Here is a 25,302-nt window from a genome sequence, read left to right as displayed (position 1 = left end):
ATGCGTCCATTCACAGACAAAGAATGGTTATTAGCTTTATTAGCAGCTTCCCTAGTTTTGTGGCTGATATTTTTGGGAAATTTACCCTTACGAGACTGGGATGAAGGGACTTATGCGATTGTCGCAAGAGAAATTTATCGCAATGGAAATTGGCTTTACCCTACTCTTCAAGGAGAACCATTTTTATTGAAACCACCTTTAATGCAGTGGTTAATTGCACTGTATTACCACATCGGAGGAGTGCAAGAATTTACTACTAGGTTTCCTGGTGCGTTGTTAACAGCCTTGGGAGTACCTTTACTTTACATAGTAGGGCGTTTGGTTTTTTTAGAAACTTTACCAGCGCTGTTTTCTGCTTTAGTTTACTTAACTATGCTACCTGTGGTGCGTCACGGTAGATTAGCAATGTTAGATGGAATGACAATTTCGTTTTTTCTATTATTGCTGTTTTGTTTATTGAAGGCGCGTCATCATCAAAAGTATGCTTTGGGTGTAGGTTTTTGCTTAGGGCTAATTACTCTCACTAAGGGAATGTTAGTTGTAGTTTTGGGAGGAATTGCTGCTTTATTCATCCTATTAAATAGGCAATTCACTTTATTAAAAAATCCTTATTTATGGGTAGGAATGCTATTAGGTAATGCACCTGCGATCGCATGGTATGTTGCCCAATATAAACATTATGGTGATGCATTCTTACAAGTGCATTTTCAAGCCCAAGCTTTAGATAGGCTGGGAACAGCAGTAGAAGGAAATACTGGCCCGCCTTGGTATTATTTACTTGAGATTCTCAAATATGGTTTTCCCTGGCTGTTGTTTTTGCCAGGAGGTTTATATTTAAGCTGGAAAAAACGCCAAACTGCTTGGGGTTGTTTAATTCTCATCGGTACAATTGTCTATTTAGGGATTATTTCCTTGATGAGAACAAAACTCCCTTGGTATGTAATGCCGATCTATCCTTTTTTAGCTTTAGCAATAGGTGTTAACTTAACCGAAATGTGGCAACAAAATAAGTTAAAAGCGAAAGCCTTAACTGTATTATTTGCTGCCTTATCCGTGGTTGGTTGTGGAGGTTGCGCTTACTTTTTAATTGCCGATCCACAGCCTAGTTTAATCATCATGAGTATTGTTTTAGCAATCACTATGGGTATGACAGCATGGTTGATTAAAGAGCAGAATCGTAAGTTTATTCCAGTATTATTTGCTGGGATGTATTTAGTTTTAGCCTTGTTAATGAGTTCACAATCTTGGGTTTGGGAGTTAAATGAAACTTTCCCCGCCAAGCCAGTAGGCGCATTAATTCGAGCAAATGTACCAGTCGGAACGCAAATTTACACTTCTTTTGCTTATGGTCGTCCTAGTGTAGATTTTTATAGTGATTGTAAAGTTACTGCTGCACCTTTGCCTGTTTTACAACAAATGTTAGCTAAAAAGTCTTATTTACTGTTAGATAAAGATGCTATGCAGAAAATAGATATTAGTAATAGTAAAGTTAAAGGCGAGGCTGAAGGATTTACTTTGATTTCACCATAAGAGATGATTTATAAAGTGAACTTTAAATTGTAGAAAGATGGTGCGTTACGGCTAATTCTCACTCTCATGAATTCCAAAATTTTTGCACAGCCGTAACACACCCTACAGTAATTTATTTTTACTAAATAAATACACATCATCACGCTGATATTGCAATTTGAATTCTGGCTGAGTTTGCAACTGATTGTATAAATTTTGATAATCTTCTGCGCTTGCTGCCCAACCAGGATGACGCAGATTCAGCAATATATAATGATAATTATTTAATTCTTTGGGATTGTATTTAAAACTGATTAATTCTCTATGGGTTAAATGTGGCGTAATTACATCTGTTGTGAAAACGCTATCTGGAGTTTTAATTAAAGCGATCGCATCTTTCGTGGCTTGCCAATTATCTATATTTCTGAGATATCTGGATGAAAATAATCCCCATTTTCCTAATACTAAAAACCCCACTAAAGACCATACAATAATTACTCGATTTTGCTTGATCCAGGCTTTACCACTTGCAAGGCAGGCAATTATCGCTACCATTAAAAATGGTAATGCTGCTAAGGAGTAATGCAAAACCAAATTTTTCTGTGAGGGATGATCGGCAAGTATATTCAAGGCTATACAAGGAATTGCACCTATTACAGGTAACATATATTGAGGTTTGAAACCCCATAATATAGGCGCTATTAAACTAACTAAATATTCTAAATTTATAGATGAAAAAATATTTTTAAATATAACTTCTGGGTGGGATAGTAAAATTTTTACTGTTTCCGAGAATGAGTTTCCTAAATAGCTATAGCGATAAAGATGGCGGTTGAGTAATGCTGCTTCGCCACCGAAAAACGGGATAATCAACTCATTCGCAATCAGAAACCAAGCTGTACCGCTAAAAATTGCGATCGCACCATATAGTCGCTGCTTTTCAAAAAATAGTAACCACACCCCCATCGCCGCTACAGTTAAGGAAAGTACGGCTTTACAACCCAAAACCAAAATAATACTAATGCAAAACCAAATTATTCTTTTGGTTCTAGCTGCGAAAATTGCTGTTAAAATTGCAGGAACAGCAATTACATCTGGGTGAAAATCAGCCAAATTGCTGTTATATACTACTGGATATAGTAGGTAAACAGCCATCATGACGACTGCTTGAGTTTTTTCTAAACCTGCTTGTAGCGCTAGTACGTATGTAGGTAAAGCACCTAACGCTAAAGCGAAAGATTGTACTGCAAACAGCCAATAAACGCTAGGGTAAATTTTGTATAATAAAGCCAAAAAATATAAAATCCAAGCAGCATGATCTGCTAAAGCATGAAAACCAATTATTGAAGAAATTGGTGTTTTTCCCTGACTAATTAAGTAAATTGCTTGATCAAAAAACGCTAAATCCCCAGATGAGTTAAATAATTCATGTCTGAGGGTACTAGAGATAAATAAGATGATGGTGCTAATCAAAATAATTGCACCAATAGTATTCAATTTAGGAAAATTTTTCTTCACTAGAATTTATTTATGAGGATTCTCTAGGAAATTTTAGCTTTCAATTTCGGATAAATCATATCACAATGACGCACAATAAACCAAAGCGTAAAACCTAAAGGAAAAGCAAATAGTTTGATATATATTGGAGTTCCTAGATAACCAAAAAATGAAGCCAGTTGTACTGATATAGCTACCCAACGATACTGGGGAAAGTAAAATGCAAAGATAATTGATAAGATATCAGCAGGATAAAAATATCTTTCGTGCATTTTAGGCAGAATATAGGGCATAAACAAAACTGATATAGTTGCCAAATGAATCAGTCTGTCTTGAGTAATTTCTAGCCGATTTTTGAAAACAACAAGATAGGCTAATAGCAACATAGCTGCTACTGTTAAAGCTAAACCTATCGGCACTACAATATTGTAAAAATCATTGGGAATCCATTGATATAAATTCGGTGAGCCTTTCGCTAGTTCCTTATATTTATTAGCTTGGTTAAAGTAGACTAACAGCAAATCGGGCATGGGTCTGCCTGCAAACCAAGCTGGTAGCATTAAAATTACATATACTAAGGGTACTATAGGCAGAAAATACCAAGATATTCTTTTTTTCAGCACCATAATTAATAGCAAAGGTGCTAAAAACATAGCTTGTAATTTAAAAGAAACTGCTACACCGAAACTGATTAAAGCTGGAATTTGCTTGTAAATAGATAAAAAGTAAACACAAGCAACTAATCCTGTTGTATAGATAACGTCACATTGACCCCAAAGGGAACTATTGTAAATAACTGTAGGGCTTAAAATAACTGCTAAAAAAGCAAATATTGCCATTCTTCCGGCTGGATATTTTAATTTAACGATTTTGTAAGTGAAAAAGGCACAAACAAAATCCATAGACATGGCAAAAAGCTTAATTCCCAATATTTTTGGCAATCCAGAAAGCAGCGTTGCTGCAATCAAAATCCAGTAGAGATAGGGTGGTGTATAGTCAGCAAAACCATATTTTAAAGCGCTAAATCCACCGTGGGAAGCGATGAAATCATACCAAGGCGCTAAAAAATATTTATAATCAACTGATTTATTGGGAATACAAAGCCACCGAATGAATACAGCGAAAATAATACCAAGACCCAAATATACGCTAACGGGGTAATTGAGCGGAGATTTGATAAATTTAAAAAATGTCTGCTCTGAAGTTTTCGCCATAAATGATTATCTATTCTTCAGAAATTATAAAATCTTTCTATTCTTTTTCTGCAAAAATTCGGATGCTGTAGAGGCGATGTCTACAATTGTTTACGCCTAAGCATCTGCTGCCAAATCAATAGGGTACAGCATTGCTGTACCCTAAAATCGTCAATATTTACCCTACCCAAATTTGCTTGGCAAAGCCTACAGCTAGCCTGGCAAGTAAGACAGCAAACAAGCCCAAGGTTAAATAACCCCAGCGATAATGCCGAGATAGCAAAACACCTACGCCCACGCTTAAAGGCACAATACCATAAGCAAGACGGCTCAGTGAGAGCGTACCCCCAGAAGCTAACAGTAAACCTATACCGCAAAAGCCATAGATTGTGGTTACTGGGGTGAGTTGCTTACGTAATCGCCACAAAATGAAGCCGCCACCCAATACTGTAAACAGGTTCAGGAAATTATTAATGAATTGTTCGTTAACCAGAAAGAAAAATATTCCAGCTAAAGCATACAATCCATAAAATACCTTGGTCTCAATTAAGTATTTGCGGAAGCGCCATAAAGGATACGCGCTGACAAGTATGATGCTAAACAACAGAGGATGCCAAGGATTTTTTACCCAAGCATCCTGCCAATTGGATGTTCCGATCGCAATTTCCATCACCATGTGCCACCAACCTTGCCCATCAAACCCAAGGGAAGGTCGCCAGCCGCGTTGCGCTTGAATAAAGGCTAATGGATGACCAAATTTAATCCAGCAAAAAAGGCTGAATAACAGGATACCAATAGCAGTGGCAAAAGAAGCGATATAAGCGATCGCAGGTCTACGTTGTTTCCAAGATGCGATCGCTAATGCTGGAATCAGCGCCATCCCCGTTGGGCGTGTGGCTGTGGCTAGTGCGCCCCACAAAGCTGTCCAGCGATATTGCTGTAGATCAAAAGCCCGCAAAGCCGCAGTACTCAACAATAAATACAGCCCCTCTGTATAGACGACTCCGGTAAACATAGCTTGGGGACACCACGCCATCACAGTAGTCACCCACTGCGCGGCGATGATTCCACAATGCTGCTTCACCCAAAAGTAAACACAGTACAGGGCGGCGCAAAATGCGATGTTATTGATTAGCGTTCCTGCCAATTCAAACGATAAGCCCAGCTTCATTAACAGCCAGATACTTAGGGGAAATAGGGGAAAGAAAGCCAAATTATGTTGGTTACCATCATCCACAAACTCATAGCCAGACGTGACTATTGAGCGATAATGTACGCTATCCCAGGCATTCACAACTTCCCAACCAAAGTTAGGAGTTGTTCTGTCCGTTGGATCTGATAAATGTGGGGCTAGCAGCAGCATGGCCATAAAGATGAAAATTCGGCTGAAACCCCAGACTGCTGCCGGAAAAATGAGTTCATTTTTCCATAAAGATTTTGCTATAAATATTTGAACTTTAGCCATAGACTTGAGTTTTTCAACCGACTCCTTGATGCATCCTTTGAACTATGGCTACCATTCTAAAATTTCTAAGTATCATTCAACACCTCACACTCATCCACTCACTCAATTAATCAACTGTAAAAGAAAAAGGCTTGTAATGTTATTAGCCTTTCCTAATCAGTACTATCTGTCGGTTACTAATTGCACAAATTCTAGGCAATTATGATTAAATTTATAGTATTTATATACACTGTTTTGAGCAATGCTCAGGAAGAATCAACTAGAGAGGGCTGTACATAAGTCTAGAGTTGCACAGAATGAATCACGTCTGTACTCAAGAGTTAAAAGTCAAAATTTCCGGGTCAAGTATATTTCCGAATTTTGAATTCAAAAGTGGCAGTGAATCAATCAGGGAATTTATTCAAATGATATTTCTTGATCCTCTCTGCTCCCTGCTAAGGGACTTCCAGAAATTAAATTATCCATTTATTTAGAGCGAAGCCCATAATTGTATTCTTCCTCCTCTGCTTCCTCTGCTTCCTCTGCTTGCCAAAGCGATCGCTTATTTGTTGAACAAGAAACTTTTGTCCTCCTGGTTCAGATATCAATAGGGCTGATAGCAGTATGACTTCTTAATCAAGAGTAGTTCTCTATCTTGAGTTGCATTGATTATGCCAATGACTGTGATTAAGAGTCCTCAGCAATTTATAGTGAGAATTGTTTGTAAATCCTTAAACAATTGTGAAAGCTATTACTCTTGTTGGTTCCACTGGCTCTATTGGTACTCAGACTTTAGATATTGTCTCCCAGTACCCAGATCAGTTTCGGATTGTAGGATTGGCAGCGGGAAGCAATGTAGAAATGTTAGCTGCTCAGATTCGGCAGTTTCGACCGCAGATAGCAGCTATTTGTGTAGAAGAAAAATTGCCAGCGCTGCAAGCAGCAATCAAAGACCTTGATCCGCAACCCATTCTTCTAGGTGGCGAAGCTGGAGTTATAGAAGTTGCGCGTTATGGTGATGCCGAAACTGTTGTGACTGGTATTGTTGGTTGTGCAGGTTTGCTACCAACAATTGCGGCGATTGAAGCAGGTAAAGATATTGCCTTAGCAAATAAAGAAACTCTCATTGCTGGTGGGCCTGTAGTTCTGCCTTTAGTAGAAAAGCATGGCGTAAAATTGCTACCTGCTGATTCCGAACATTCCGCAATTTTTCAATGTCTCCAAGGTGTACCTAAAGGCGGCTTAAGAAAAATTTTACTCACTGCTTCGGGTGGTGCTTTCCGAGATTGGGAAGTAGAAAAGTTAGCAGAAGTCACCGTTGCCGATGCTCTCAAACATCCTAACTGGTCGATGGGGCGGAAAATCACAGTCGATTCTGCGACTTTGATGAATAAGGGTTTGGAAGTCATTGAAGCTCATTTTCTCTTTGGTATGGATTATGACCAAATTGAGATTGTTATTCATCCCCAAAGTATTATTCACTCGCTCATTGAACTACAAGATACTTCAGTGTTAGCTCAACTTGGCTGGCCAGATATGCGCTTACCCCTACTGTATGCTTTATCTTGGCCCGATCGCATTTACACAGATTGGGAAAGATTGGATTTGGTGAAAGCTGGAAACTTAACCTTCCGCGAACCAGACCATCAAAAGTATCCTTGTATGCGTTTAGCTTATGCAGCAGGTCGCGCTGGCGGTTCCATGCCGGCTGTGTTAAACGCTGCCAACGAGCAAGCTGTGGCTTTATTTTTAGAAGAAAAAATTCGCTTTTTAGATATTCCCCGTTGTATTGAATCGGTGTGCGATCGCCATCAAAATGATAACTGTAAAAATCCCTCTTTAGATGACATTTTGGCAGCAGATAAATGGGCAAGGCAAGAAGTTTTAACAGCAACTGAAAATTTAACAACTCAATCGCGGGTAATTTCTCTGCGATAAATTATTAAACCCAACAAAACCAAAATTGCTTTGTTGGGTTTTTTTGGAAATTTGGTAATTGGTAATTGGTAATTGGTAATTGGTAAAAAGGCTAGACATTCAACACCAAATACTTTTCAGTCACCCTTCTGTAAAGCTTCTTGAAGCATAGGCACAAGTTCTTTACTTAAACTTACTCTGCATCTGACTATTTCTAGATGACATCAGCCAAATATGGGATTTTAATGAACCAATGACTAAAAGTTAATAACTTAAGGAGGATGGTCTTGGGTAATAACATTCGAGACCGCTTTAAAAATTTTCGTCGCCGAGGATCTCAACCAGAGGAACTTCAAAAAATTCAAACGGATTTGCTGGCGGAATCAACCTTAGACGCATCCTACCTAACTTTGATTGTGGGTTCCTGTGCGATCGCTACTTTTGGTTTATTGTCCAATAGTACTGCTGTCATTATCGGTGCGATGATTATTGCGCCCCTGATGTTACCGATTCGGGGATTAGCTTTTGGCGCTTTAGAAGGTAATGTGATTCTCTTCCGCAAAGGGATAATAGCCGTCGTGGTGGGTACGTTCCTAGCGGTGGTCATGGCTTACAGCTTGGGAATGCTTGTACCTATACCCAGCTATGGTAGTGAAGTGCTAGCTCGTTCTGAACCCACATTATTAGATTTAGGCATTGCTGTAGCCGCAGGTGGTATCAGTGGCTACGCCAAAGTTGAGCCGAAAATTTCTGGTAGTGTGGCGGGAACTGCGATCGCAGTCGCACTGATGCCGCCTATCTGTGTGATTGGTTTAGGCTTGGCGCAAGGCAACTGGTCACTGAGTATAGGCGCAACCCTGCTTTACCTCACCAACTTATTAGGGATTACTTTATCCTGTATGCTGACATTCTTGGTAGCAGGATACACATCTTTCTCCCGTGCCCGTCGTCCTCTCATTTGGACATTAGCTTTAACCGCAGTCTTGGTCATTCCTTTAGGTGTCAGCTTTGCTCGACTTGTACGACAAGGGCAATTGGAAATGAGCTTACGCAGAGCATTATTGAATCGAACTGTTACCTTTCAACGCTTACGCTTAATTAACAGTAATACCAACTGGCTAGCAAATCCGCCAGAAGTTCGTTTAATTGTGCGATCGCAAGAACCAGTCACACCTAGACAAGTGAAGTTATTAGAAAACTTTATCGAGCGCGAAATGGGTCAATCCTTCACCCTAATTTTTGAAGTTGGTCAGGTAGAAGAAGTTCGTGCAGAAGAAAGCCAAGCAAAATAAAAGTATTTTCAGACTTGTAGAGACGCGATTCATCGCGTCTTTACTCAAGAGTCAAGAGTCAAAAGTCAAGGATTATTTTTTCCCATTACCCATTACCCAGTCCCCAGTCCCCATTACCCCTTATCCCCAGAGGGGGCCCCGAGTTCCCCAATCCCCACCTATACCTCCTGCGTAATTTTAGGATTTTGCAGCTGATATTTCGCCATCAAATTTTTAACTTGAGCCACTACCAGGGGATGTTTGTCTTTTTGTAGTTGGGGAAGTAGTTCTACAACTACACGACGTGAAACTACGCTGAGATAGGTAATTGCAGCTTCCCTGACAAAGCCTGTGGGATGGCGCAGAGAAATCATGATTTCGGGGATTGTCAGGCGGATATGGCTAACTTTAGCAAAGTGAAAACAGCAAGCTAAACACCAGTCAGAAAGGAAATTAGACAACATCAACAAGCGCCGCAGGCGATCGCTAATTGGCATTTTTTCATATTCTCCTAACCCGGCTGCACCCAACAGATAGAGTTTTTCTTCAGGCGATCGCCGATCTAACATATTCAGCAACAATGTTTTACAAGGTAAATTTATCGTATGGTCTAAAATTTCTAAGCCTCGTGCTAAATTCGTGCCCGAATCAGACCGGAGATTAAAGGCTGCGGCTTGCATTTTATCTGGGGAATAGAGCAGCTTTAATAACAGTACGATTCTTTCTCTCACATCTATTTCTAACTCGGCTAGGGAGCGTTGCAGTAAGTCAAAAACTACTTGTGACTGCTCATCTGTACTAGTTTGTTGTTTAGTAAAGTCTATAAAAGCTGCATAGATTTCGCCTAAAAATTTTAATTCCTGTTCAATAAAAATTCCTACTCTACCTTCATAAAATCTATCTTCTAAACTCTGAATCTCTGGTTGTTTATGTATTTTCAATAAGCTACGCAGAATATGATATCTAGTAGCACCCCAAGATTGTTCTAAGTTTTGCCATAAACAATCTACGGCTTCTGCAGTGCCTATTTGACCAATAGTACGCCAAGCGTACATCCTCACTATTTCTGGTTTGTAATTATTAGTAGCCAACTGCAACAGCATTTCTAGGGCTTCATTTTCTAGTTTCACTAGGGCACTCATTGCTGTGTTGCGGGTGGATTTATAGTACAGTGCGGCTAATAGTGCTGAATAGTATTCTTCTAAGCGAGTAGAGGCAATCATTTCTAAAACAGCACAGCGTACCCGTAAAGATTCATCCTGTAATAAATTTGGGATATGAATCCGCAATGCTTGCAAATAAACTGCTTCTCTTAAGGCTTTAACTCCATTCACCCGTTCCCGTTCTAGTTTATGCGTGAGCATCCTCCGCATAGTTGTGGTAGCTGCTACCTTTTGCATTGGTGTTCCTTGACGCAAAAGTAAAGCGGCGGCTGTAGCACGAATGAGCGAGTGTTGCCGGGGATTGAGGTAGTCTTCTAATGCAGCTAAATTAGGATGTGGTTCAGCCAGCCAAACGTAGCGCAGAGCTAAAGCAAATACTTCTGGGGTAACACGCTGTTCGGAATATTCTAATAAAGGCTTTACATCAGGTAAATATTTAGGATTGGCCTCAGCCATCAGCATGACTTCCAAACTTTGACATTGCAAATCTGAAGGTAACTTGATGAGCAGAGGTGCTAAAACTTCGACTGCACCCTGGAGGTCAATTTGGGTTAAAAGTTCAATACAAGAGCGTTTATCTGCTAAACTGCCTTTTTCTTCTAAAGCTTTGACTACACCTTGTTGTAGTACCCGTAAACCGACATTTGTGGCACTTAGCTCTCCCCGATCTGCACTCAAAACTAATAAATCAACATAGTGCGATCGCAGTAACATCACTACTTTTAAACAGATAGCAGCTACGATTACTGTTTCGGCAATAAATACCCACTTTTGTAACTCTTGGGGGACATACTGCGCGGAGAATAATAATGTCACAAAAATGATTACACCAGCCAAACCTGTAGCGATCGCATCTGCTGTTCCTCCTGATAATATCTGCGTTCTGTTGCGAATGCGTTCGGGGATTGGTTGGTACAGTGCTGGGCCGCTACTCATAATAAAGGTGTAGCGCAACAGTTCATCGCAGAATTTGAGAATGATTAACCCCCAGAAAAAGCTGGAGAATTGCATTGTGGGAAATAAATTGAATAAAGCAATCCCAACAGGTATGAAACAACCTACCGTAATTGGTAACAACGCCGCAGCAAAAAATACTCCAATCCTTTCGATTAAGCGGCTGGAAATAAACCACTGTGTCATCAACTCACACAGTCCTACCATCCCGCCAAATAAACCCAAGAAACTTGCCAGTTCTTTCTCGTCAAAATTAGATTTCAGTTCGCGCAGATATTGAAAATCGATTAACAATCCCAGGATTTGCAACAGACCAACAAAAGCAAATAATTGCCAAATATAAACTTTAAGTGGTTCTTTGAGGCGATGGTGTCTAGAAGCTTCTTCTGGAGCCTGTAGTCGCTGTGGTGCGTCGGGAAAGGAAGTGCGATAGTGATGACTTAAATATAAAAGAATAACTGAGCCGACAATAATTACTGCACAAGCAATCACAATCACTTTACTGAGCTTGGCATATTGCAGTAGCCACGGCAAACTAAAACCGCTAATCACATCAGCTACTAACAAACCACTGCTTACCAGGGGATAGGTGCGTTTAATCTCGCGAATATTAAATAGTTGATTAGCGACTATAGAAGTATTTAGGTCATTGACTACATAAAGTGCGTCTACCCATAAACGCATTAAAAATACAATAACTACCGTTAAATAGGAAATATGTATTTCCCAATGTAAAAATACTAATAAAACTAATGGCGTAACCATGCAAGGTGCGATCGCTACAATTACCCAGCGCAAGGGAAATATCTTTTGTAGCCAAGAATATAAAACAACCAGCCCAAAACCGATTACCGCGCTAGCAATATACATCAAAGGCAGCGGATCGGCTCCATATTCATCTAAAAATAGCGCTACTGTACTATCTTCGGCCCACCGTAAACCTACAGATACAGTTGTATAAAAAGCAAACATCATCCATGTCCGTTCGCTTTCCTCAGGCCGGAGATTCAACCACTGTAGCAGCCGTGCCACAGTGCCTCTATTTGTAGGCAACCAGTTATTTTTCTGTTCCATTTAGTTTTACTTTCTGGTAGTTTTATCGCGTGTTGGGTAATTGGTAATGGGTAATTGGTAATGGGAATTTGTCTATTTTTTCTCCCCTATCTACCTCATCCCCCTTATCTACCTCATCTCCCATCCCCAGTCACCAATCCCTGACCAACAGAACTTACCTAGAAATGGCAAAAGTCCTGAACGACTGAGTATTAGTTTTCCCACTCAGTATTCAGGACTATCATCTTTGGATAAATTTTACCGACTTATCTGTCGAGGTGAAATCTTCAGTTGTAATTTATACTTTTGGATAAAACAGCTGGAAGATTACTTTTTAGGAGAAATCAGCATCATCATATTTCTGCCTTCTTTTTTCGGTGCTTGCTGCACTTCTCCAAACGGCTCTAAATCAGTAGCCATTCGCTTGAGCAATTCTTCTGCTAAGTCACTGTGTTGAATTTCTCGACCCCGGAACATAACAGTAGCTTTGACTTTGTCTCCATCTTTCAAAAAGCGCTCGGCTTGCTTGACACGCACGTTGTAGTCGTGTTCTTCTATTTTGTAGCGCATCTTGACTTCCTTGACATCAGCCGTGTGCTGCTTCTTCCGGGCTTCCCGCGCCTTCTTCTCTTGTTCAAACTTGTATTTCCCATAGTCCATAATCCGACAAACTGGCGGGTCAGCCTTGTCACTAAGCAGCACGAGATCCAACTCTTTTTCTTCGGCTAGCTGTAGTGCTTCTGAGGGAGTGATAATTCCCAATTGGCTACCGTCAGTATCAATAACGCGAATTTTCGGAAATCGAATACGTTCGTTAATTTGGGGCAGATCGCGAGTTCTTTTTTTCTCAATCACAGGCATTATGATTTGTGGGAGCTCTTTATTTAAGAATTTGGCTTGGTCTTGATTGGCCTAGGTTTTGGTTGGTATCGCCTCAGAGTTAAAATATAAAAACTACTGAGGACTGAAAAATCAGCCATAGTTCTAGATTAACTAATCTATAAAATGGTTGTGTCTGATTCTGTATTTGTCATTCTACTCATTCTGAGAGAATTTCTCTAAAATCGTTAATCTAAATTACACAACCTAGCGAAACGTTAAGTATTGTAACAAGTATTTAACACTTGGTTGACATAGAGTTTTACAAGTGTATTTCCAGAATAGCAAGTTTACACATAAAATAGTTTTTCGCCAATAAAATGTAATATTTTATACAATAATTTACAATTCGGCAGAACGTCAAGCCGTGAGCTTGGGACATTCTTGATTTTACTCTGTTTGCAGGAGTAATCCTGAATTTATAGCAATTTTTGCAGGAATTGCGAAATTAATCGTTAAGTTAGGGAACAGGGTAATTTGTCAAGAAATGCGATCGCTCTCTTCGCCCTCTTAATATGGAAGTTGAGAGGGTTTTGCTCTTGAGATATGGGAGGAATATGTGACCACTGGATTACATTGGCAGCAACGGGTTGGTAATCAAAGAGACTGGATTTGGCGAGGTTGGCAAACTCGCTATACTTACATCCGTTCTGCCCAAAATCACCAAAATACAACGCCCCTGATTTTACTGCATGGGTTTGGTGCTTCTATTGGTCATTGGCGGCATAATTTAGAGGTTTTAGCAGCACACCAAACAGTCTATGCGCTGGATATGCTGGGTTTTGGCGCTTCGGAAAAAGCTGCGGCTAACTACAGCATAGAATTGTGGGTAGAGCAGGTTTACGATTTTTGGAAGGCATTTATTCGTCAACCCGTTATCTTAATTGGTAATTCAACTGGTTCACTGATTTCCTTAGCCGCCGCTGCTGCTCACCCGGAAATGGTAAAGGGTATAGTCATGATGAGCTTGCCCGATCCTTCATTAGAGCAAGAAGCTATTCCAGCTGCACTGCGACCAATTTTAATGCCGCTGATTACGACAGTTAAAAAGATAGTCGCCTCCCCAATGATACTTAAACCTGTGTTTAATTTTGTACGACAACCGAGTGTACTACGTCGTTGGGCGAGTCTGGCTTATGCTAACCCAGAAGCCATTACTGATGAACTGATAGAAATTTTAGCAGGCCCTCCTCAAGACCGAGGTTCAGCGCGTGCTTTTAGTGCTCTGTTCAAAGCCACTATGGGCGTTAACTTTAGTCCTAGTGTCAAAAAAGTATTACCAACCCTAAAAATTCCCATGCTGTTGATTTGGGGACAAAAAGACCGCTTTGTTCCTCCTATACTCGGTAGCCAATTTGCTCAATACAATGAGAAATTGCAACTGCTTAATTTAGAAGATGTAGGTCATTGTCCCCACGATGAATCACCAGAGCAAGTCAACCAAGTAATTTTAGATTGGATTAATCGGTGTCTTGAGGATAACCAACAGCCTGTTATCATCCCAAATCCAGAATCTATCCCAGAAACTCAACAATTTTGATGGGTATCATTGATGTCATTAATCAAGACTTCAGTCTTGATTTTCAGTACCGTAGAAACGGAACTGCTTTATTAAGCTAATCGTCATTTAAATTGCATCATTTTCATGCTGGTAAAAGCTGGAAACCCTCTCCCTTGCCCCCTGCTCCCTGCCCCCCTGCAGCCTCAATGTGCAAGTTAAATGGTTAACAGTTTAACCTATCGTTACTTGGTTAGTCTCAACACCTGTAGCACCATTGACTGAACGCGCTACAGAAACCATACGATTGAGAATCTCTTGGCTGGGAACTTTACCTTTGAGGACTACAGTACCGCCTGTCTGAGCAACCCAGAGAGTATCAACATCATCAAGTTGTTGGTCTTGGTCAAATGCTAATGCTACGCGCTTGGCTAATCCACTTTGGTCGTATTCTCCGTTTAAACCTAACCGTTCTGCGGGGATGGTTTGAGTAGAAGCAGACGCAGCGCTAGTCTCAGGAGCAAAGGTAGCGTTAGAAGATTGTGGTACTGCTTGGGGAGCAGGATTTACTTGTGCATTTTGCGGTTTTTCTAAACCAAATAGTCTTTTTAACCAACCCATAATATTTTTTCTCCTGTAAGAGGTCTGTACAATTTGAGGATAAAATTTTTACAGATACTCCACATCTGCCAGTAAAAAGATATCGATGCTCAGGGGTTTCTGCTTACAGGATGATTTGTACAGAAATTTAAGTTCTATCAGAAAGTGTAATCAGTGCAGCCTTGAGTTTAAAATTAGAAAACAGATTTCCTTATAAATTTAGTAGGCAATACTTGTAGGGCAATTATTAGCTAATGTTTGTATTAGTAAAATGATGCCTGAGCCTGTTTTGGCAAAGATGAAACATACCCTTTCAGTTTTGGTAGAAGATGAGGCGGGGGTTCTTTCCCGCATTTCGAGTTTATTTGCGCGTCGCGGCTTTAATATCGAAAGCTTGGCTGTAGGGCCAGCTGAACAGGGAGGAGTATCCCGAATTACGATGGTTGTACCTGGTGACGATCGCGTGATCGAACAAATCACCAAGCAACTCTATAAGCTAGTTAATGTTCTCAAAGTGCAGGACATTACCGAAACTCCCTGTGTAGAAAGAGAATTGATGCTCATCAAGGTGAATGCTACTAGCAGCAACCGTTCTGAAGTCATCGAACTATCTCAGATTTTCCGAGCGCGAGTGGTAGATGTCGCAGAAGATTCTCTCACGCTGGAAGTAGTAGGCGATCCCGGTAAAATAGTGGCGATTGTGCAAGTGTTACAAAAATTTGGTCTGAGGGAAATCGCCCGGACTGGCAAAATTGCGCTGACACGTGAATCTGGTGTGAATACTGAGTTGCTTAAGTCTTTGGAAGCAAAGGTGAGTTAGCAAGACTTACAAACCCATAGAAGCTAAAACCAAACGGTCATAGACTTGACCGGGTAAAAGATACTTAAGCAATGAAGCAATTTTTGCGTCTTGTCCTACGAGATAGCTCGTTTTGGGCTGTTTTGCAGTTAATGCATGGACAACAGCCTGAGCGACAAGATCCGCTGCAATTCCCTTGCTAGCCATAATCCCGACTTGTTTGCGGACTGTATTCATTGCTTGTCCGTAGAGATTTTGCGCGAATTCAGGAAGATTATCTCTATCGATGTCAGCTTGTGTTAAAGATTTATCCCAAATTGGTGTAGCAATTGTACCTGGTCGAATAATTGAGACGGAGATTCCCCAAGGTCGTAATTCCAGCCGCATTACTTCAGTAATTGCTTCTAGGGCGAATTTAGAAGCATTATAAGCACCGAGAAAGGGAGCAGCACTTTTGCCACAAATCGAACCCATATTGACAATTCGCCCTTGACCTTGGCGGAGTAAACCCAGAAATGCTTGGGTAACTGCAAGTTGTCCGGTGACATTAACTCGCATTTGATGTTCAAATTCGCTAATTGGTAGCAGTTCTAAAGGGCCAGGAATTGCAATTCCCGCATTATTGACTAAACCTGCTAGCTTTCCATTGCTGGCTTTGGTGACGGTTTCAACTGCTAATGCGATCGCATCATTATCTGTAACATCCAAAAAAATTGGGGTGAGTCTGGGTGAGGCTTTGCGCCTAAGTTTTTCAGCATCAACTTCTTGACGTACACCAGCAAACACACAAAAGCCTAATTTATCTAAGAGTAAAGCAGACGCTTCGCCAATTCCTGTGGATGCGCCTGTAATTACTACTGTACCTGGAGTTTCTGCCAGCATTTTTCTTCTCTGGGCTACAACCTCTCAAATATAGAGTCACTAACTAGCGACAAATGATAGCTTTGTGACGGACGCATCTTTGTCACGCTTTTGTAATACTCACGTCAAAACCCTGTGTGATATTGGACATGGTATTTGGTTACAAAATGCTTTCAACTCGGTTAGAGGTAGGGTTTCTACCTTTAACTGATTTTTTTATGAGCAATTTTTTTGTCACAGTATAGACACAGGATGAATAATTTGTAATTCGTAATTGGGTAAGCAAGAGTAGTGGACTAATACGATTTTGGATTTTAGATTGAGAATTAGTCTTTATATAACAATACGCTTGGGTTAAGCTCATTAGCGATGATTTGTCACTTATTAAAGAAGCCAGAAGAATTGGGGGATTCTCCCCCAAACCCCCGATTGGGTGACGGTTGCGTCCCCCAAACCCCCTCCAAAATTATTGTTCTGTTTTTTTGTTGAGTAACTAGTTTTTTGGTTTTGTTATCAATTAATTTTCTTAACTGAACTGTATTTCTTTATACAATAGTTCTGTCAATCCATCTGTCGGATTCCTTTTTCAATGTGGTAAATGTGGTATGAGTAGAACGGTTTAAATAATTCACGCTATGCCATTGCGAATGAAACGAAGTGGAATGTTCGCGTTCGCGTAGCGTCTTTGCAGGAGAAGCGTTCCCGTTCGCGTTAGCGTTGCGTAGCAAAGGGTAGCAATCGCAAGGGTTATGCCGATTTTATATTCTGTTACATAGTTAAGTTGATTCTCACCGACTTACTTAACACAGCTAATTTGGTGCATTAATAAAAATCTCTTTTATCCGCGTGTATCGGCGTTTATCTGCGGTTAATTTCATCAAGCTTGTGATAGATAGTTTACTTGAGATAGATCAACAAATTCAATCCGGGGATGGTGCGGGAGAGTGTCCACAAAACTAAGGTGATATATAGTAAACCCAGACTCCACTCATACCAGCCTAATGTGGCGATAATGCTGGGTAGATGTTCATCTCGCATCCGAATATCGTTAAATCCTAACCTGACTAAGTTATTCAGGCTAAAGTCATAATAATTAAGCCAGTTCCAACGCCGATCCCACAATAAATGCATATAGCGTTCGCGAAAGGTAGGATTTCGGGGAATTACAGGTAAGCGTCCAATGAGTAATCGTAGCTGGCGAAAGGTACCGTCTTCTGTGAAGTAGGAAACCTCTAATAAATCGTGATAACGACCTTGCTGGTAAAGTCTAGTTAATAAAATTGTCGGTACTGGGACAATAATAATCAACAGACACCCCAGGGTTAGCCAAGGTTGTTCTGCACTCCGGAAAATGGCTAATAAACTTAAAAATTCTAAGCAGCTAAAACTAATTAATATAGATATGGTTTCATAATAAGTGGGAATAATCGGTACGGGACGCAAACGCCGATAGCGATCCACTAGCCAAAATAGTAAGCCGAAAAAAGCGATCGCCACACCACCAACGCCAAAAACTAGCCAAATATTTGTACCATAACCACTTAATAACAGCAGTACACTCAAAGCTAGCCAACTCCAAGCTTGGAGTAACCACACACCTATTGATAAAGGTTCGCTGACAATTAGGCGATCGCGCAATTGGCTGTAGGTTTCTAAATCAATATCTGCTAAAGTTAGTAATTCGCTACTATTGCGGAATGGTTTTACTTGACGACGTTGTGCGATCGCTTCTGCTTGAGTTGCTGAAAAACCTAATTTATTCAACCTGGTGACGGTAGCACTATTAATATTTGTCCCTACCAAACGCCGAGTTAACTCCATTAGCCGCAATCGCTGTTTTGTAAACTCCAGCTGATTTGCATCGGCTATTTGCTGTTGCTGACGAAAATTTTGCCCCAAATTCCGCAAGACATTTTGATTTCCTTGTAAGGTAGTGACGCAAAATCTCTTACCAATTTCGCCAGAATTACCTAATATTTTCGCTTGATTAGAATTAAAAGTCAGACCAGATACGCCTAAAAAAGCTGCTTTGGCAAAGTTCGCATCGCTAAAATCTGCCAGATTAAGAATGCTAGCGCCTTGAAGACTCACAGGTTGATCGAACTGTGCTTCGCGAAAAATCACTGCTTGATCAAAAGTTGCTGCTGTCAACAACAAAAACTGATCGAAATTAGCTTTAGTAAATTGTGCTTGATTGAAAAAATGCACATCGGAAAAATCAGCATTTCCTAACCATTGCACATTACTAAATTTAGCTAACTGCTTAAAATTAGCTTGAGTAAAGTTGGCGATATCTTCAAAGATACTGTTTTGAAAGTCAACAGGTTCCTGAAATTGAGTTTGTTTAAAATTAGCTTTGTTAAAAAAAATACTTTCTTGAAAGTTACTGAATTGCCGAAAGGTAGCACTAGTAAAGCTGACAGCACGGCTGAATCTGGTTTCTGTCCAATTGGTAGGCTGGATAAATGTTGCGCCTTGGGCATCTACAGACTGTAGAAAGAAAATATTAGGAAACCATACTTCGCCATTAAAGCGAGTATTTACTAGTGTCAAAGAGCCACGAAATACAGTAATTTCACTAGATGTATCTGGCTGCGTTCCTAATAGCGATCGACAGTCTTTAGCGTTGGGTAAGGAAACTGCTAATGATTGTAAGCAAACAAGGCGCAAATTTTCTAATTGTTCTTGTTCAGTTCGGGTAAAAATTGGGGCGATTTCTTGGGCGTAAAGGGGAGTTCTTAAACCCAACTCGCTACCCATAAAATCCCCTTGAATGAGAGAATAGCTCAGATCTAAACCCAAAGGTTTCGCGCCAGTTTTTTGTAATTCTTTCCGCAGCAATTGATAAAAAGTATCGCGGAAGTTGGCATTTTCTGGGCGTAAATCAATCACCATCTGCCGCAAATCTATTGTTAAATTACCTTCCCGCAGTATGGGTGTACGTACCCTTTCTTGTAAAAGTTCCAGAGTTAAGGGTGTACGTTGTAGAGAGGTTTGAACTGCGGAAGCTGGGAGAGAAAAGCAGAAGATAATTAATAAAACGCAGAGAAACGCAGAGGTAAAACGCAAAGTTACACAGAGTAGCTTCTCTGCAAGCCTTTGCGCTTTCCTTTGCGAACCTTTGCGTTTCCAAAAGAATTTACTCAAACTGTTGTTTACTATTCATCGCTAATCAGCAGAACAATTTTACCTGTGATAGAACCACTTTCAAGTAATTGGTGAGCTTTTGCTGCTTCTTCTAAAGGAAATTTGTGACTAACATGGATTTTTAACTTCCCTTGATCGATCCAAGTGGCACATTGTTCGAGAATTTCTGCATGGTGCTGAAGACTTTCTACTAAGCCTTGTACCATCGGTGTTAACATCAATTCCAAACCAATACGGAGGTTGCGGTTTCTGGCTACTTTCCAAACAGTTTTGGGATCGGGTTCCAAAATTGACACAATATCGCCATAAATCCGCACGGCGGGGAAAGTTTTACCAAATGTTTCACCACCGACAGTATCAAAAGCCAAGTCTACCCCTTCGCCATTCGTCCAATCTAAAGCGGCTTGCACAAAGTCAGTTTGCTTGTAAAAAATGACTTCATCAGCACCCAGTTCTTTGACAAAGTTCGCCTTATCTTGAGAACTAACTGTAGTAGCGACATTCGCACCTTTGAGTTTAGCTAGTTGAATTGCCACATGACCAACTCCACCAGCACCAGCATGAATTAAAACATTATCCTTGGGTTCTAGCCGTCCCCGTTCATATAAAGCTTCCCAAGCGGTAATCAATACTAAAGGTGCGGCGGCTGCTTCAGCAAAAGATATAGAATTTGGTTTATGGGCGACAAAGCGCTCATCGACAACAGTAAATTCAGCATAATTGCCTTGGTGTGCGCCTAAGCCGCCATAGCAAAAATACACCGCATCACCTGGGCGAAAGCGCTGCACTCCAGCACCTACTGCTTCCACTACACCTGCACCATCACATCCTAAAACAGCAGGCATTTGTTCGGGGTAGAAAGTACCTCGTTGACGAAGTTTTGTATCGATGGGATTTATACCAGCCGCTACCAAGCGTACTAAAAGTTCCGTATCTCCTACAGGAACACCAGGATTTGTAATTTCCTGCACTTTTAATACGTCAGGACTACCTGCGGCTGTCATTAAGACTGCTTTCATAAGTTTTTTCCTCCTAACTCCAGCTAGATGCACGCACATTTGCAACTAGTGATGCAGTATCGATTGTATTTGCTGTGTACTTTGTAATGGTGCTTCTGGAGTGCGGTTTAATATAGTCACTGTTACTCCCAAAGCCGAAAGCGCAGCCACAGAAACCCCAGCTAGCCATCGGACTTGCTGACGCAAAGTTTTAATCTCTCGGCTCATCTTGTCTACTTCTAACTGAGAGTAAGGTTTAACTTCTGAAGCTGCTACAGCGATTTCTTGAGGTAATTCTGTGGGATCTTCAAAAGCAACCTTGATTTTTAGCCAATCAGCAATTAATTGCGGACAGTTCTTTTGAAACCAATGCCATGCAAAAATTCTAAACACTGGTTTAGACATTCTGGCAATTGATTTCACTGTGCGGTTTAAAATACGCGATCGCAGCTTTTGATTAATTAAGTTAACTGAGCCAATATCATAAAGACAATCAATAATTAGCTTAATAGTCGCTTCTTCACTATGAGCTAAATTTTGTAGTAATAGCTTCACATCTTGCATTCGCTCATCTGCAAGACGTTTTTGAGCTAAACTCTCAGGCGCTATTACCGATTGGTGCAGACGATTCCTGGTAACTATTGTCATATTTGTATATTAAAATCACGATCGCTAAAAATATGAGTATCTTTAGTTAGAAATATTAGTCATTAACAAAGAGCTTAAATTAATAGTATCTTTGCTATTTTGACAATATTTCTAAAGATGTAATTTAAAAAATATTAAACTGTCAAATTTTATAGATATTGTCTTTTTAAGAAAATCAATCTTTTGGCTATGGAAACTATCATAAATACTCGAAGAATCATAAACCATTGATTTTAAACAAAAACCTTTTATGAGCAAGGATAGGCTAATACTTTTGATAGAAGTGATTTTAATCTTCTGATAGACGTTTAGGCAAACGACAGCAGTTATTCTTAATCAAAGTTACCTTGACGGATAGCAAACCGTCGTGGGGGTTTTTACGAGGGTACAAAATATTGTTCTTTTAATGTTGCAGCCTTAAGTCAAGTCCCAGGATCATACTAAAAGCAGAACTTTTTTCAGAAGATAAAAATCCTTATGAAAATAATGAGAACTTTCTTGTTCTTTAACTATCGCTGAAAACTGCCCAGGCTTTCTTTCAATCTTATCTACCGGATGTTTTGAAACCTTTCACCATTAGTTGATGGGTTCCTCAATCTGTCGTGTTTCAAAAGACTGAATTGAGTAACACATTCATTGGCAACAGCATTTTGACAATCTATCAAGCACAAAAATCTCAATTAAATTAAGGAACCATAATCATGAGGCGTTGGAATTTATCTAAAGTTGTTTTGGCTGGTGTGTTTGCTCTCAGTTTTACTGCTGTACCCTTAAGTATGTCTGCCTCAGCCCAAAGTGGCTCTTCTGGTGGTGGCAGTTCTTCAGGTGGTAGTGCAGGTACAGGTACAGGCACTGGAAGTGGTACAGGCACTGGAAGTGGCACAGGCACCACAGGTAGCGGTTCTGGTTTAGGTACTTCCGGTACAGGCACAGGTACCACAGGTAGTGGTTCTGGTTTAGGTACTTCCGGTACAGGCACTACAGGTAGCGGTTCTGGCTTGGGTACTTCCGGTACAGGTACAGGCACTACAGGTAGCGGTTCTGGCTTGGGTACTTCTGGCACAGGCACTGGCACTACAGGTAACGGCACTGGTTTAGGTACAGGTACAGGCACAGGCACTACAGGCAGCGGTTCTGGTTTAGGTACTGGTACAGGCACAGGCACTACAGGTAACGGCACTGGTTTAGGTACTTCCGGTACTGGCACTGATAGTACAGGCACAGGTTCCACAGGTAGCGGCATTAATAGCACAGGAACTGGTACAGGAACTACAGGTACAGGTTCTACGGGTACTGGTAGTACAGGTGCTGGAACTACAGGTACAGGCACGGCTACTGATGGTACTGGCTCAACAGGTCTTGGCACTGATGGCACTGGCACCACAGGTACTGATGGTACAGGTACAACAGGTACAGGAACTACAGGAACAGGCACAGGCACCACAACCAACCCTTCATTCCAAGGAACTAGCGATGTCAGAGGCGATCGCGGCGGTTCGGATTGGGGTTGGTTAGGTTTACTAGGGTTAGCTGGTTTAGCTGGTTTAGCTCGTAAGCGCGAAAGACCCAAAGCTTATGCAGATCCTAATCAAGTCACAGGTTCTGGTTCCTCAACAAGATATTAATCGCTGAAATGTTTTGGTTAGCCACTGAGCATCAGGCGATCGCCTTTTGAGTGAAATAGTTTTCTTACTGCCAAAAACACAGCCTTCACTAATCAGTGAAGGCTTTTTTATCAACGTAGGGTGCGTTGCACTGCGTGACAAGGCAAAGGGGCAGGGTTGTCTAATTTCCTATGCCCTATGCCCCATGCCCTTTAACCTAATTAGTGATTTGCTGCAAGACTTCTGCCAGAGGAATAGCCTTTTCCTCTACCTATAGAGAGACGATGAAGCTAAACGCATAATAATGTCAATATACTTATTAAGTAAGACACCCTTCTTATGCTAAACATTAAATCTCCATATGTTAGAAACAAAGCCATCCGAGGCTGAACCAGCTGTGATTGCAGCGGTTGCTGATTATTTCAAGGTGCTATCAGAGGTGAGTCGGTTACACATTTTAACTTGTTTAAAGTCAGGGCCGATGAATGTGATGGAAATTGCAGAAGCAACTGGCTTGGGACAGGCAAATTTGTCTAAGCATCTCAAAGTGTTAACTCAGGCAGGGATTTTATCTCGTCAGCCTAAAGGTACCAGTGCTTATTACGAGATTGCAGATCTGATGATTTTTGAACTCTGTGATTTAGCGTGCGATCGTATTAGTGAACGCATTCTACAACAGGTGGAAAGCCTCAAAGGTATAAGGGGCAATACAGCTGGTTTTTGACAGCCTCGGACTAGCAGCACAGGATTAGCTTTTTTGTTCCCTATTTTCTATTCTTTGTTCCCTATTCTCTGGTTGCTTCAAAACAACCGCACGGATGATACACAACCCTCTACAAATGCCAGAAATATCGGTAATTCTCCTTTTACTTTTTACCTTTACCCATATTTTCTACAGCAAAAATAAAAGCACCCTTAGCGCAAGGGTGCTGATAAGTAGAGAAAAGAGGAGATACTATCAATTACAAGTAAGCTAGCTGGCGATGCTTGGTGCGGCTAGAGCGATTGGTTGAGCTTCACCAGCGGCTAAATCTAAGGGGAAGTTGTGAGCGTTGCGTTCATGCATAACCTCAATCCCTAGATTGGCTCTATTAAGAAGATCAGCCCAGGTAGGAATTGTTCTTCCTTCGCTATCTAAAACAGAGCTGTTGAAATTGAAACCATTTAAGTTAAATGACATGGTGCTAACACCTAAAGCTGCAAACCAGATACCGACTACAGGCCAAGCAGCGAGGAAGAAATGCAACGCACGAGAGTTGTTAAAGCTGGCATATTGGAAAATTAACCGTCCAAAGTAACCATGTGCCGCTACGATATTGTAGGTTTCTTCTTCTTGACCAAACTTGTATCCGGTATTTGCAGATTCAACTTCTGTTGTTTCTCGAATGATGCTAGAAGTCACTAGAGAACCATGCATTGCGGAAAATAAAGCGCCTCCAAAAACACCTGCAACCCCTAACATATGGAACGGATGCATAAGGATGTTATGTTCTGGTGAGAACACAATCATGAAGTTGAAGGTACCAGAAATACCCAGCATCATGCCATCAGAGAAACTACCCTGCCCAATGGGATAAATCAACAATACAGCTGTTGCTGCTGCCGCAGGTGCAGAAAAAGCTACAGGAATCCAAGGACGCATCCCTAAACGATAGCTGAGTTCCCATTGCCGACCCATATAGGCATAAACGGCAAGTAAAAAGTGGAACACAATCATTTCGTAAGGGCCGCCATTGTAAAGCCATTCATCTAAAGAAGCAGCTTCCCAGATGGGGTAGAAGTGCAAGCCAATAGCAGCCGAGGTGGGAACTACAGTAGCAGAGATGATGTTATTGCCATAAAGCAGCGAACCCGTTACAGGTTCCCGAATCCCATCAACATCTACAGGAGGTGCTGCTACAAACGCCAATACAAACACAATCGCCGCAGTCAAAGCTGTAGGAATCAAGATTACTCCAAACCAACCCACATACAGCCTATTTTCCGTACTGGTTACCCAGTTACAAAATCGCTCCCACAAATTAGCGCTTGTACGCTTTTGTATAGTTGTAGTCATTGTTCAATAAGTGCGAATGAATTAGTTAAATATCTCTGTGCAAGGTTCACTTGCAACATTCATATTATATAACTATAGAGTTATATTGTTGTCAAGTATATATTTAACCCTGGTTTCAAGGGGCTAGAGACTGGGAGGAGGAGCAGCGGATGAGGGGGAAGAGGCAAGGGGGCAGGGAGCAGGGGGAAGAGGAGAAAGAATCAACGACAAA

Annotated in this window: 18 protein-coding genes; 7 read left to right on the top strand and 11 right to left on the bottom strand. The window is 40.9% G+C overall.

What is annotated here, in order from left to right; translation table 11 throughout:
• Positions 1-1,530 (top strand): ArnT family glycosyltransferase, encoded by a 1,530-nt coding sequence (locus AACU25_RS28665; protein WP_096581499.1) that lies wholly within the window; start codon positions 1-3, stop codon positions 1,528-1,530.
• A gap of 102 nt (positions 1,531-1,632) precedes the next feature.
• On the opposite strand, the gene AACU25_RS28660 is transcribed toward AACU25_RS28665, so the two are convergent.
• The 3 genes from AACU25_RS28660 to AACU25_RS28650 all read right to left on the bottom strand — a co-directional run bounded on the left by AACU25_RS28660 (position 1,633) and on the right by AACU25_RS28650 (position 5,664).
• A complete protein-coding gene (locus AACU25_RS28660; protein ID WP_096581497.1) occupies positions 1,633-3,027 on the bottom strand; it encodes a DUF2079 domain-containing protein in 1,395 nt (464 codons plus the stop codon).
• Between the two features lie 23 nt (positions 3,028-3,050).
• Positions 3,051-4,220, bottom strand: a complete 1,170-nt coding sequence (locus AACU25_RS28655) for a hypothetical protein (protein WP_096581495.1) — start codon at positions 4,218-4,220, stop codon at positions 3,051-3,053.
• 157 nt (positions 4,221-4,377) lie between these two features.
• Complete coding sequence (locus tag AACU25_RS28650) at positions 4,378-5,664, bottom strand: mannosyltransferase family protein (protein WP_096581493.1); 1,287 nt, start codon at positions 5,662-5,664, stop codon at positions 4,378-4,380.
• A 720-nt stretch (positions 5,665-6,384) separates the two neighbouring features.
• On the opposite strand from AACU25_RS28650, the gene dxr reads away from it, so the two are divergent.
• Both dxr and AACU25_RS28640 read left to right on the top strand, forming a co-directional pair.
• Entirely contained in the window at positions 6,385-7,581 is a 1,197-nt protein-coding gene (gene dxr, locus AACU25_RS28645) for a 1-deoxy-D-xylulose-5-phosphate reductoisomerase (protein WP_096581491.1), read from the top strand.
• 260 nt (positions 7,582-7,841) lie between these two features.
• Positions 7,842-8,852 carry a DUF389 domain-containing protein gene (locus AACU25_RS28640; RefSeq protein WP_199347345.1) on the top strand — a complete coding sequence of 337 codons (1,011 nt, stop codon included), beginning with the start codon at positions 7,842-7,844 and terminating at the stop codon, positions 8,850-8,852.
• A 158-nt stretch (positions 8,853-9,010) separates the two neighbouring features.
• On the opposite strand, the gene AACU25_RS28635 is transcribed toward AACU25_RS28640, so the two are convergent.
• Together AACU25_RS28635 and infC are read right to left on the bottom strand one after the other, a co-directional pair.
• Entirely contained in the window at positions 9,011-12,022 is a 3,012-nt protein-coding gene (locus AACU25_RS28635) for an MFS transporter (RefSeq protein WP_096581490.1), read from the bottom strand.
• Between the two features lie 306 nt (positions 12,023-12,328).
• Positions 12,329-12,862 carry a translation initiation factor IF-3 gene (gene infC, locus AACU25_RS28630; RefSeq protein WP_045868186.1) on the bottom strand — a complete coding sequence of 178 codons (534 nt, stop codon included), beginning with the start codon at positions 12,860-12,862 and terminating at the stop codon, positions 12,329-12,331.
• A gap of 577 nt (positions 12,863-13,439) precedes the next feature.
• On the opposite strand from infC, the gene AACU25_RS28625 reads away from it, so the two are divergent.
• Complete coding sequence (locus AACU25_RS28625; protein WP_096581488.1) at positions 13,440-14,420, top strand: alpha/beta fold hydrolase; 981 nt, start codon at positions 13,440-13,442, stop codon at positions 14,418-14,420.
• Positions 14,421-14,612: 192 nt separating this feature from the next.
• On the opposite strand, the gene AACU25_RS28620 is transcribed toward AACU25_RS28625, so the two are convergent.
• Positions 14,613-14,999: a BON domain-containing protein gene (locus tag AACU25_RS28620; RefSeq protein WP_096581486.1), complete on the bottom strand. Its 387-nt coding sequence runs from the start codon at positions 14,997-14,999 to the stop codon at positions 14,613-14,615.
• A gap of 277 nt (positions 15,000-15,276) precedes the next feature.
• On the opposite strand from AACU25_RS28620, the gene ilvN reads away from it, so the two are divergent.
• Positions 15,277-15,798 (top strand): acetolactate synthase small subunit, encoded by a 522-nt coding sequence (gene ilvN / locus AACU25_RS28615; protein WP_045868883.1) that lies wholly within the window; start codon positions 15,277-15,279, stop codon positions 15,796-15,798.
• A 6-nt stretch (positions 15,799-15,804) separates the two neighbouring features.
• Here the strand turns inward: ilvN and AACU25_RS28610 are convergent, their stop codons facing one another.
• From AACU25_RS28610 to AACU25_RS28595, 4 genes are all read right to left on the bottom strand, one after another.
• A complete protein-coding gene (locus tag AACU25_RS28610) occupies positions 15,805-16,659 on the bottom strand; it encodes an SDR family oxidoreductase (RefSeq protein ID WP_096581484.1) in 855 nt (284 codons plus the stop codon).
• Between the two features lie 876 nt (positions 16,660-17,535).
• Positions 17,536-19,533 (bottom strand): pentapeptide repeat-containing protein, encoded by a 1,998-nt coding sequence (locus tag AACU25_RS28605; RefSeq protein WP_422641121.1) that lies wholly within the window; start codon positions 19,531-19,533, stop codon positions 17,536-17,538.
• Positions 19,534-19,796: 263 nt separating this feature from the next.
• Positions 19,797-20,804, bottom strand: a complete 1,008-nt coding sequence (locus AACU25_RS28600) for a zinc-dependent alcohol dehydrogenase family protein (RefSeq protein ID WP_096581480.1) — start codon at positions 20,802-20,804, stop codon at positions 19,797-19,799.
• Between the two features lie 45 nt (positions 20,805-20,849).
• Positions 20,850-21,431, bottom strand: a complete 582-nt coding sequence (locus tag AACU25_RS28595; RefSeq protein WP_096581478.1) for a hypothetical protein — start codon at positions 21,429-21,431, stop codon at positions 20,850-20,852.
• A gap of 701 nt (positions 21,432-22,132) precedes the next feature.
• On the opposite strand from AACU25_RS28595, the gene AACU25_RS28590 reads away from it, so the two are divergent.
• On the top strand, positions 22,133-23,056 hold the full coding sequence (locus tag AACU25_RS28590; protein ID WP_096581476.1) for a WGxxGxxG-CTERM domain-containing protein: 924 nt from the start codon (positions 22,133-22,135) through the stop codon (positions 23,054-23,056).
• A 340-nt stretch (positions 23,057-23,396) separates the two neighbouring features.
• Positions 23,397-23,759, top strand: a complete 363-nt coding sequence (locus AACU25_RS28585) for an ArsR/SmtB family transcription factor (protein WP_096581474.1) — start codon at positions 23,397-23,399, stop codon at positions 23,757-23,759.
• 249 nt (positions 23,760-24,008) lie between these two features.
• Here AACU25_RS28585 and psbA read toward each other — a convergent pair whose 3' ends face one another.
• Positions 24,009-25,091 (bottom strand): photosystem II q(b) protein, encoded by a 1,083-nt coding sequence (psbA, locus tag AACU25_RS28580; RefSeq protein ID WP_096581472.1) that lies wholly within the window; start codon positions 25,089-25,091, stop codon positions 24,009-24,011.
• Between the last annotated feature and the right edge of the window lie 211 nt (positions 25,092-25,302).

The organism is Tolypothrix tenuis PCC 7101 (genome assembly GCF_963874875.1).
Lineage (GTDB): Bacteria > Cyanobacteriota > Cyanobacteriia > Cyanobacteriales > Nostocaceae > Aulosira > Aulosira tenue.
This window is presented reverse-complemented; position numbering and strand designations above follow the sequence as displayed.

Bases quoted from the DNA above. Each gene is read 5' to 3' on its own strand.
- AACU25_RS28665 (WP_096581499.1), top strand. From the start codon at position 1: ATGCGTCCATTCACAGACAAAGAATGGTTATTAGCTTTATTAGCAGCT.
- AACU25_RS28655 (WP_096581495.1), bottom strand. From the start codon at position 4,220: ATGGCGAAAACTTCAGAGCAGACATTTTTTAAATTTATCAAATCTCCG.
- AACU25_RS28650 (WP_096581493.1), bottom strand. From the start codon at position 5,664: ATGGCTAAAGTTCAAATATTTATAGCAAAATCTTTATGGAAAAATGAA.
- AACU25_RS28640 (WP_199347345.1), top strand. From the start codon at position 7,842: ATGGTCTTGGGTAATAACATTCGAGACCGCTTTAAAAATTTTCGTCGC.
- AACU25_RS28635 (WP_096581490.1), bottom strand. From the start codon at position 12,022: ATGGAACAGAAAAATAACTGGTTGCCTACAAATAGAGGCACTGTGGCA.
- infC (WP_045868186.1), bottom strand. From the start codon at position 12,862: ATGCCTGTGATTGAGAAAAAAAGAACTCGCGATCTGCCCCAAATTAAC.
- AACU25_RS28620 (WP_096581486.1), bottom strand. From the start codon at position 14,999: ATGGGTTGGTTAAAAAGACTATTTGGTTTAGAAAAACCGCAAAATGCA.
- ilvN (WP_045868883.1), top strand. From the start codon at position 15,277: ATGAAACATACCCTTTCAGTTTTGGTAGAAGATGAGGCGGGGGTTCTT.
- AACU25_RS28610 (WP_096581484.1), bottom strand. From the start codon at position 16,659: ATGCTGGCAGAAACTCCAGGTACAGTAGTAATTACAGGCGCATCCACA.
- AACU25_RS28605 (WP_422641121.1), bottom strand. From the start codon at position 19,533: ATGGTGATTGATTTACGCCCAGAAAATGCCAACTTCCGCGATACTTTT.
- AACU25_RS28600 (WP_096581480.1), bottom strand. From the start codon at position 20,804: ATGAAAGCAGTCTTAATGACAGCCGCAGGTAGTCCTGACGTATTAAAA.
- AACU25_RS28595 (WP_096581478.1), bottom strand. From the start codon at position 21,431: ATGACAATAGTTACCAGGAATCGTCTGCACCAATCGGTAATAGCGCCT.
- AACU25_RS28590 (WP_096581476.1), top strand. From the start codon at position 22,133: ATGAGGCGTTGGAATTTATCTAAAGTTGTTTTGGCTGGTGTGTTTGCT.
- AACU25_RS28585 (WP_096581474.1), top strand. From the start codon at position 23,397: ATGTTAGAAACAAAGCCATCCGAGGCTGAACCAGCTGTGATTGCAGCG.
- psbA (WP_096581472.1), bottom strand. From the start codon at position 25,091: ATGACTACAACTATACAAAAGCGTACAAGCGCTAATTTGTGGGAGCGA.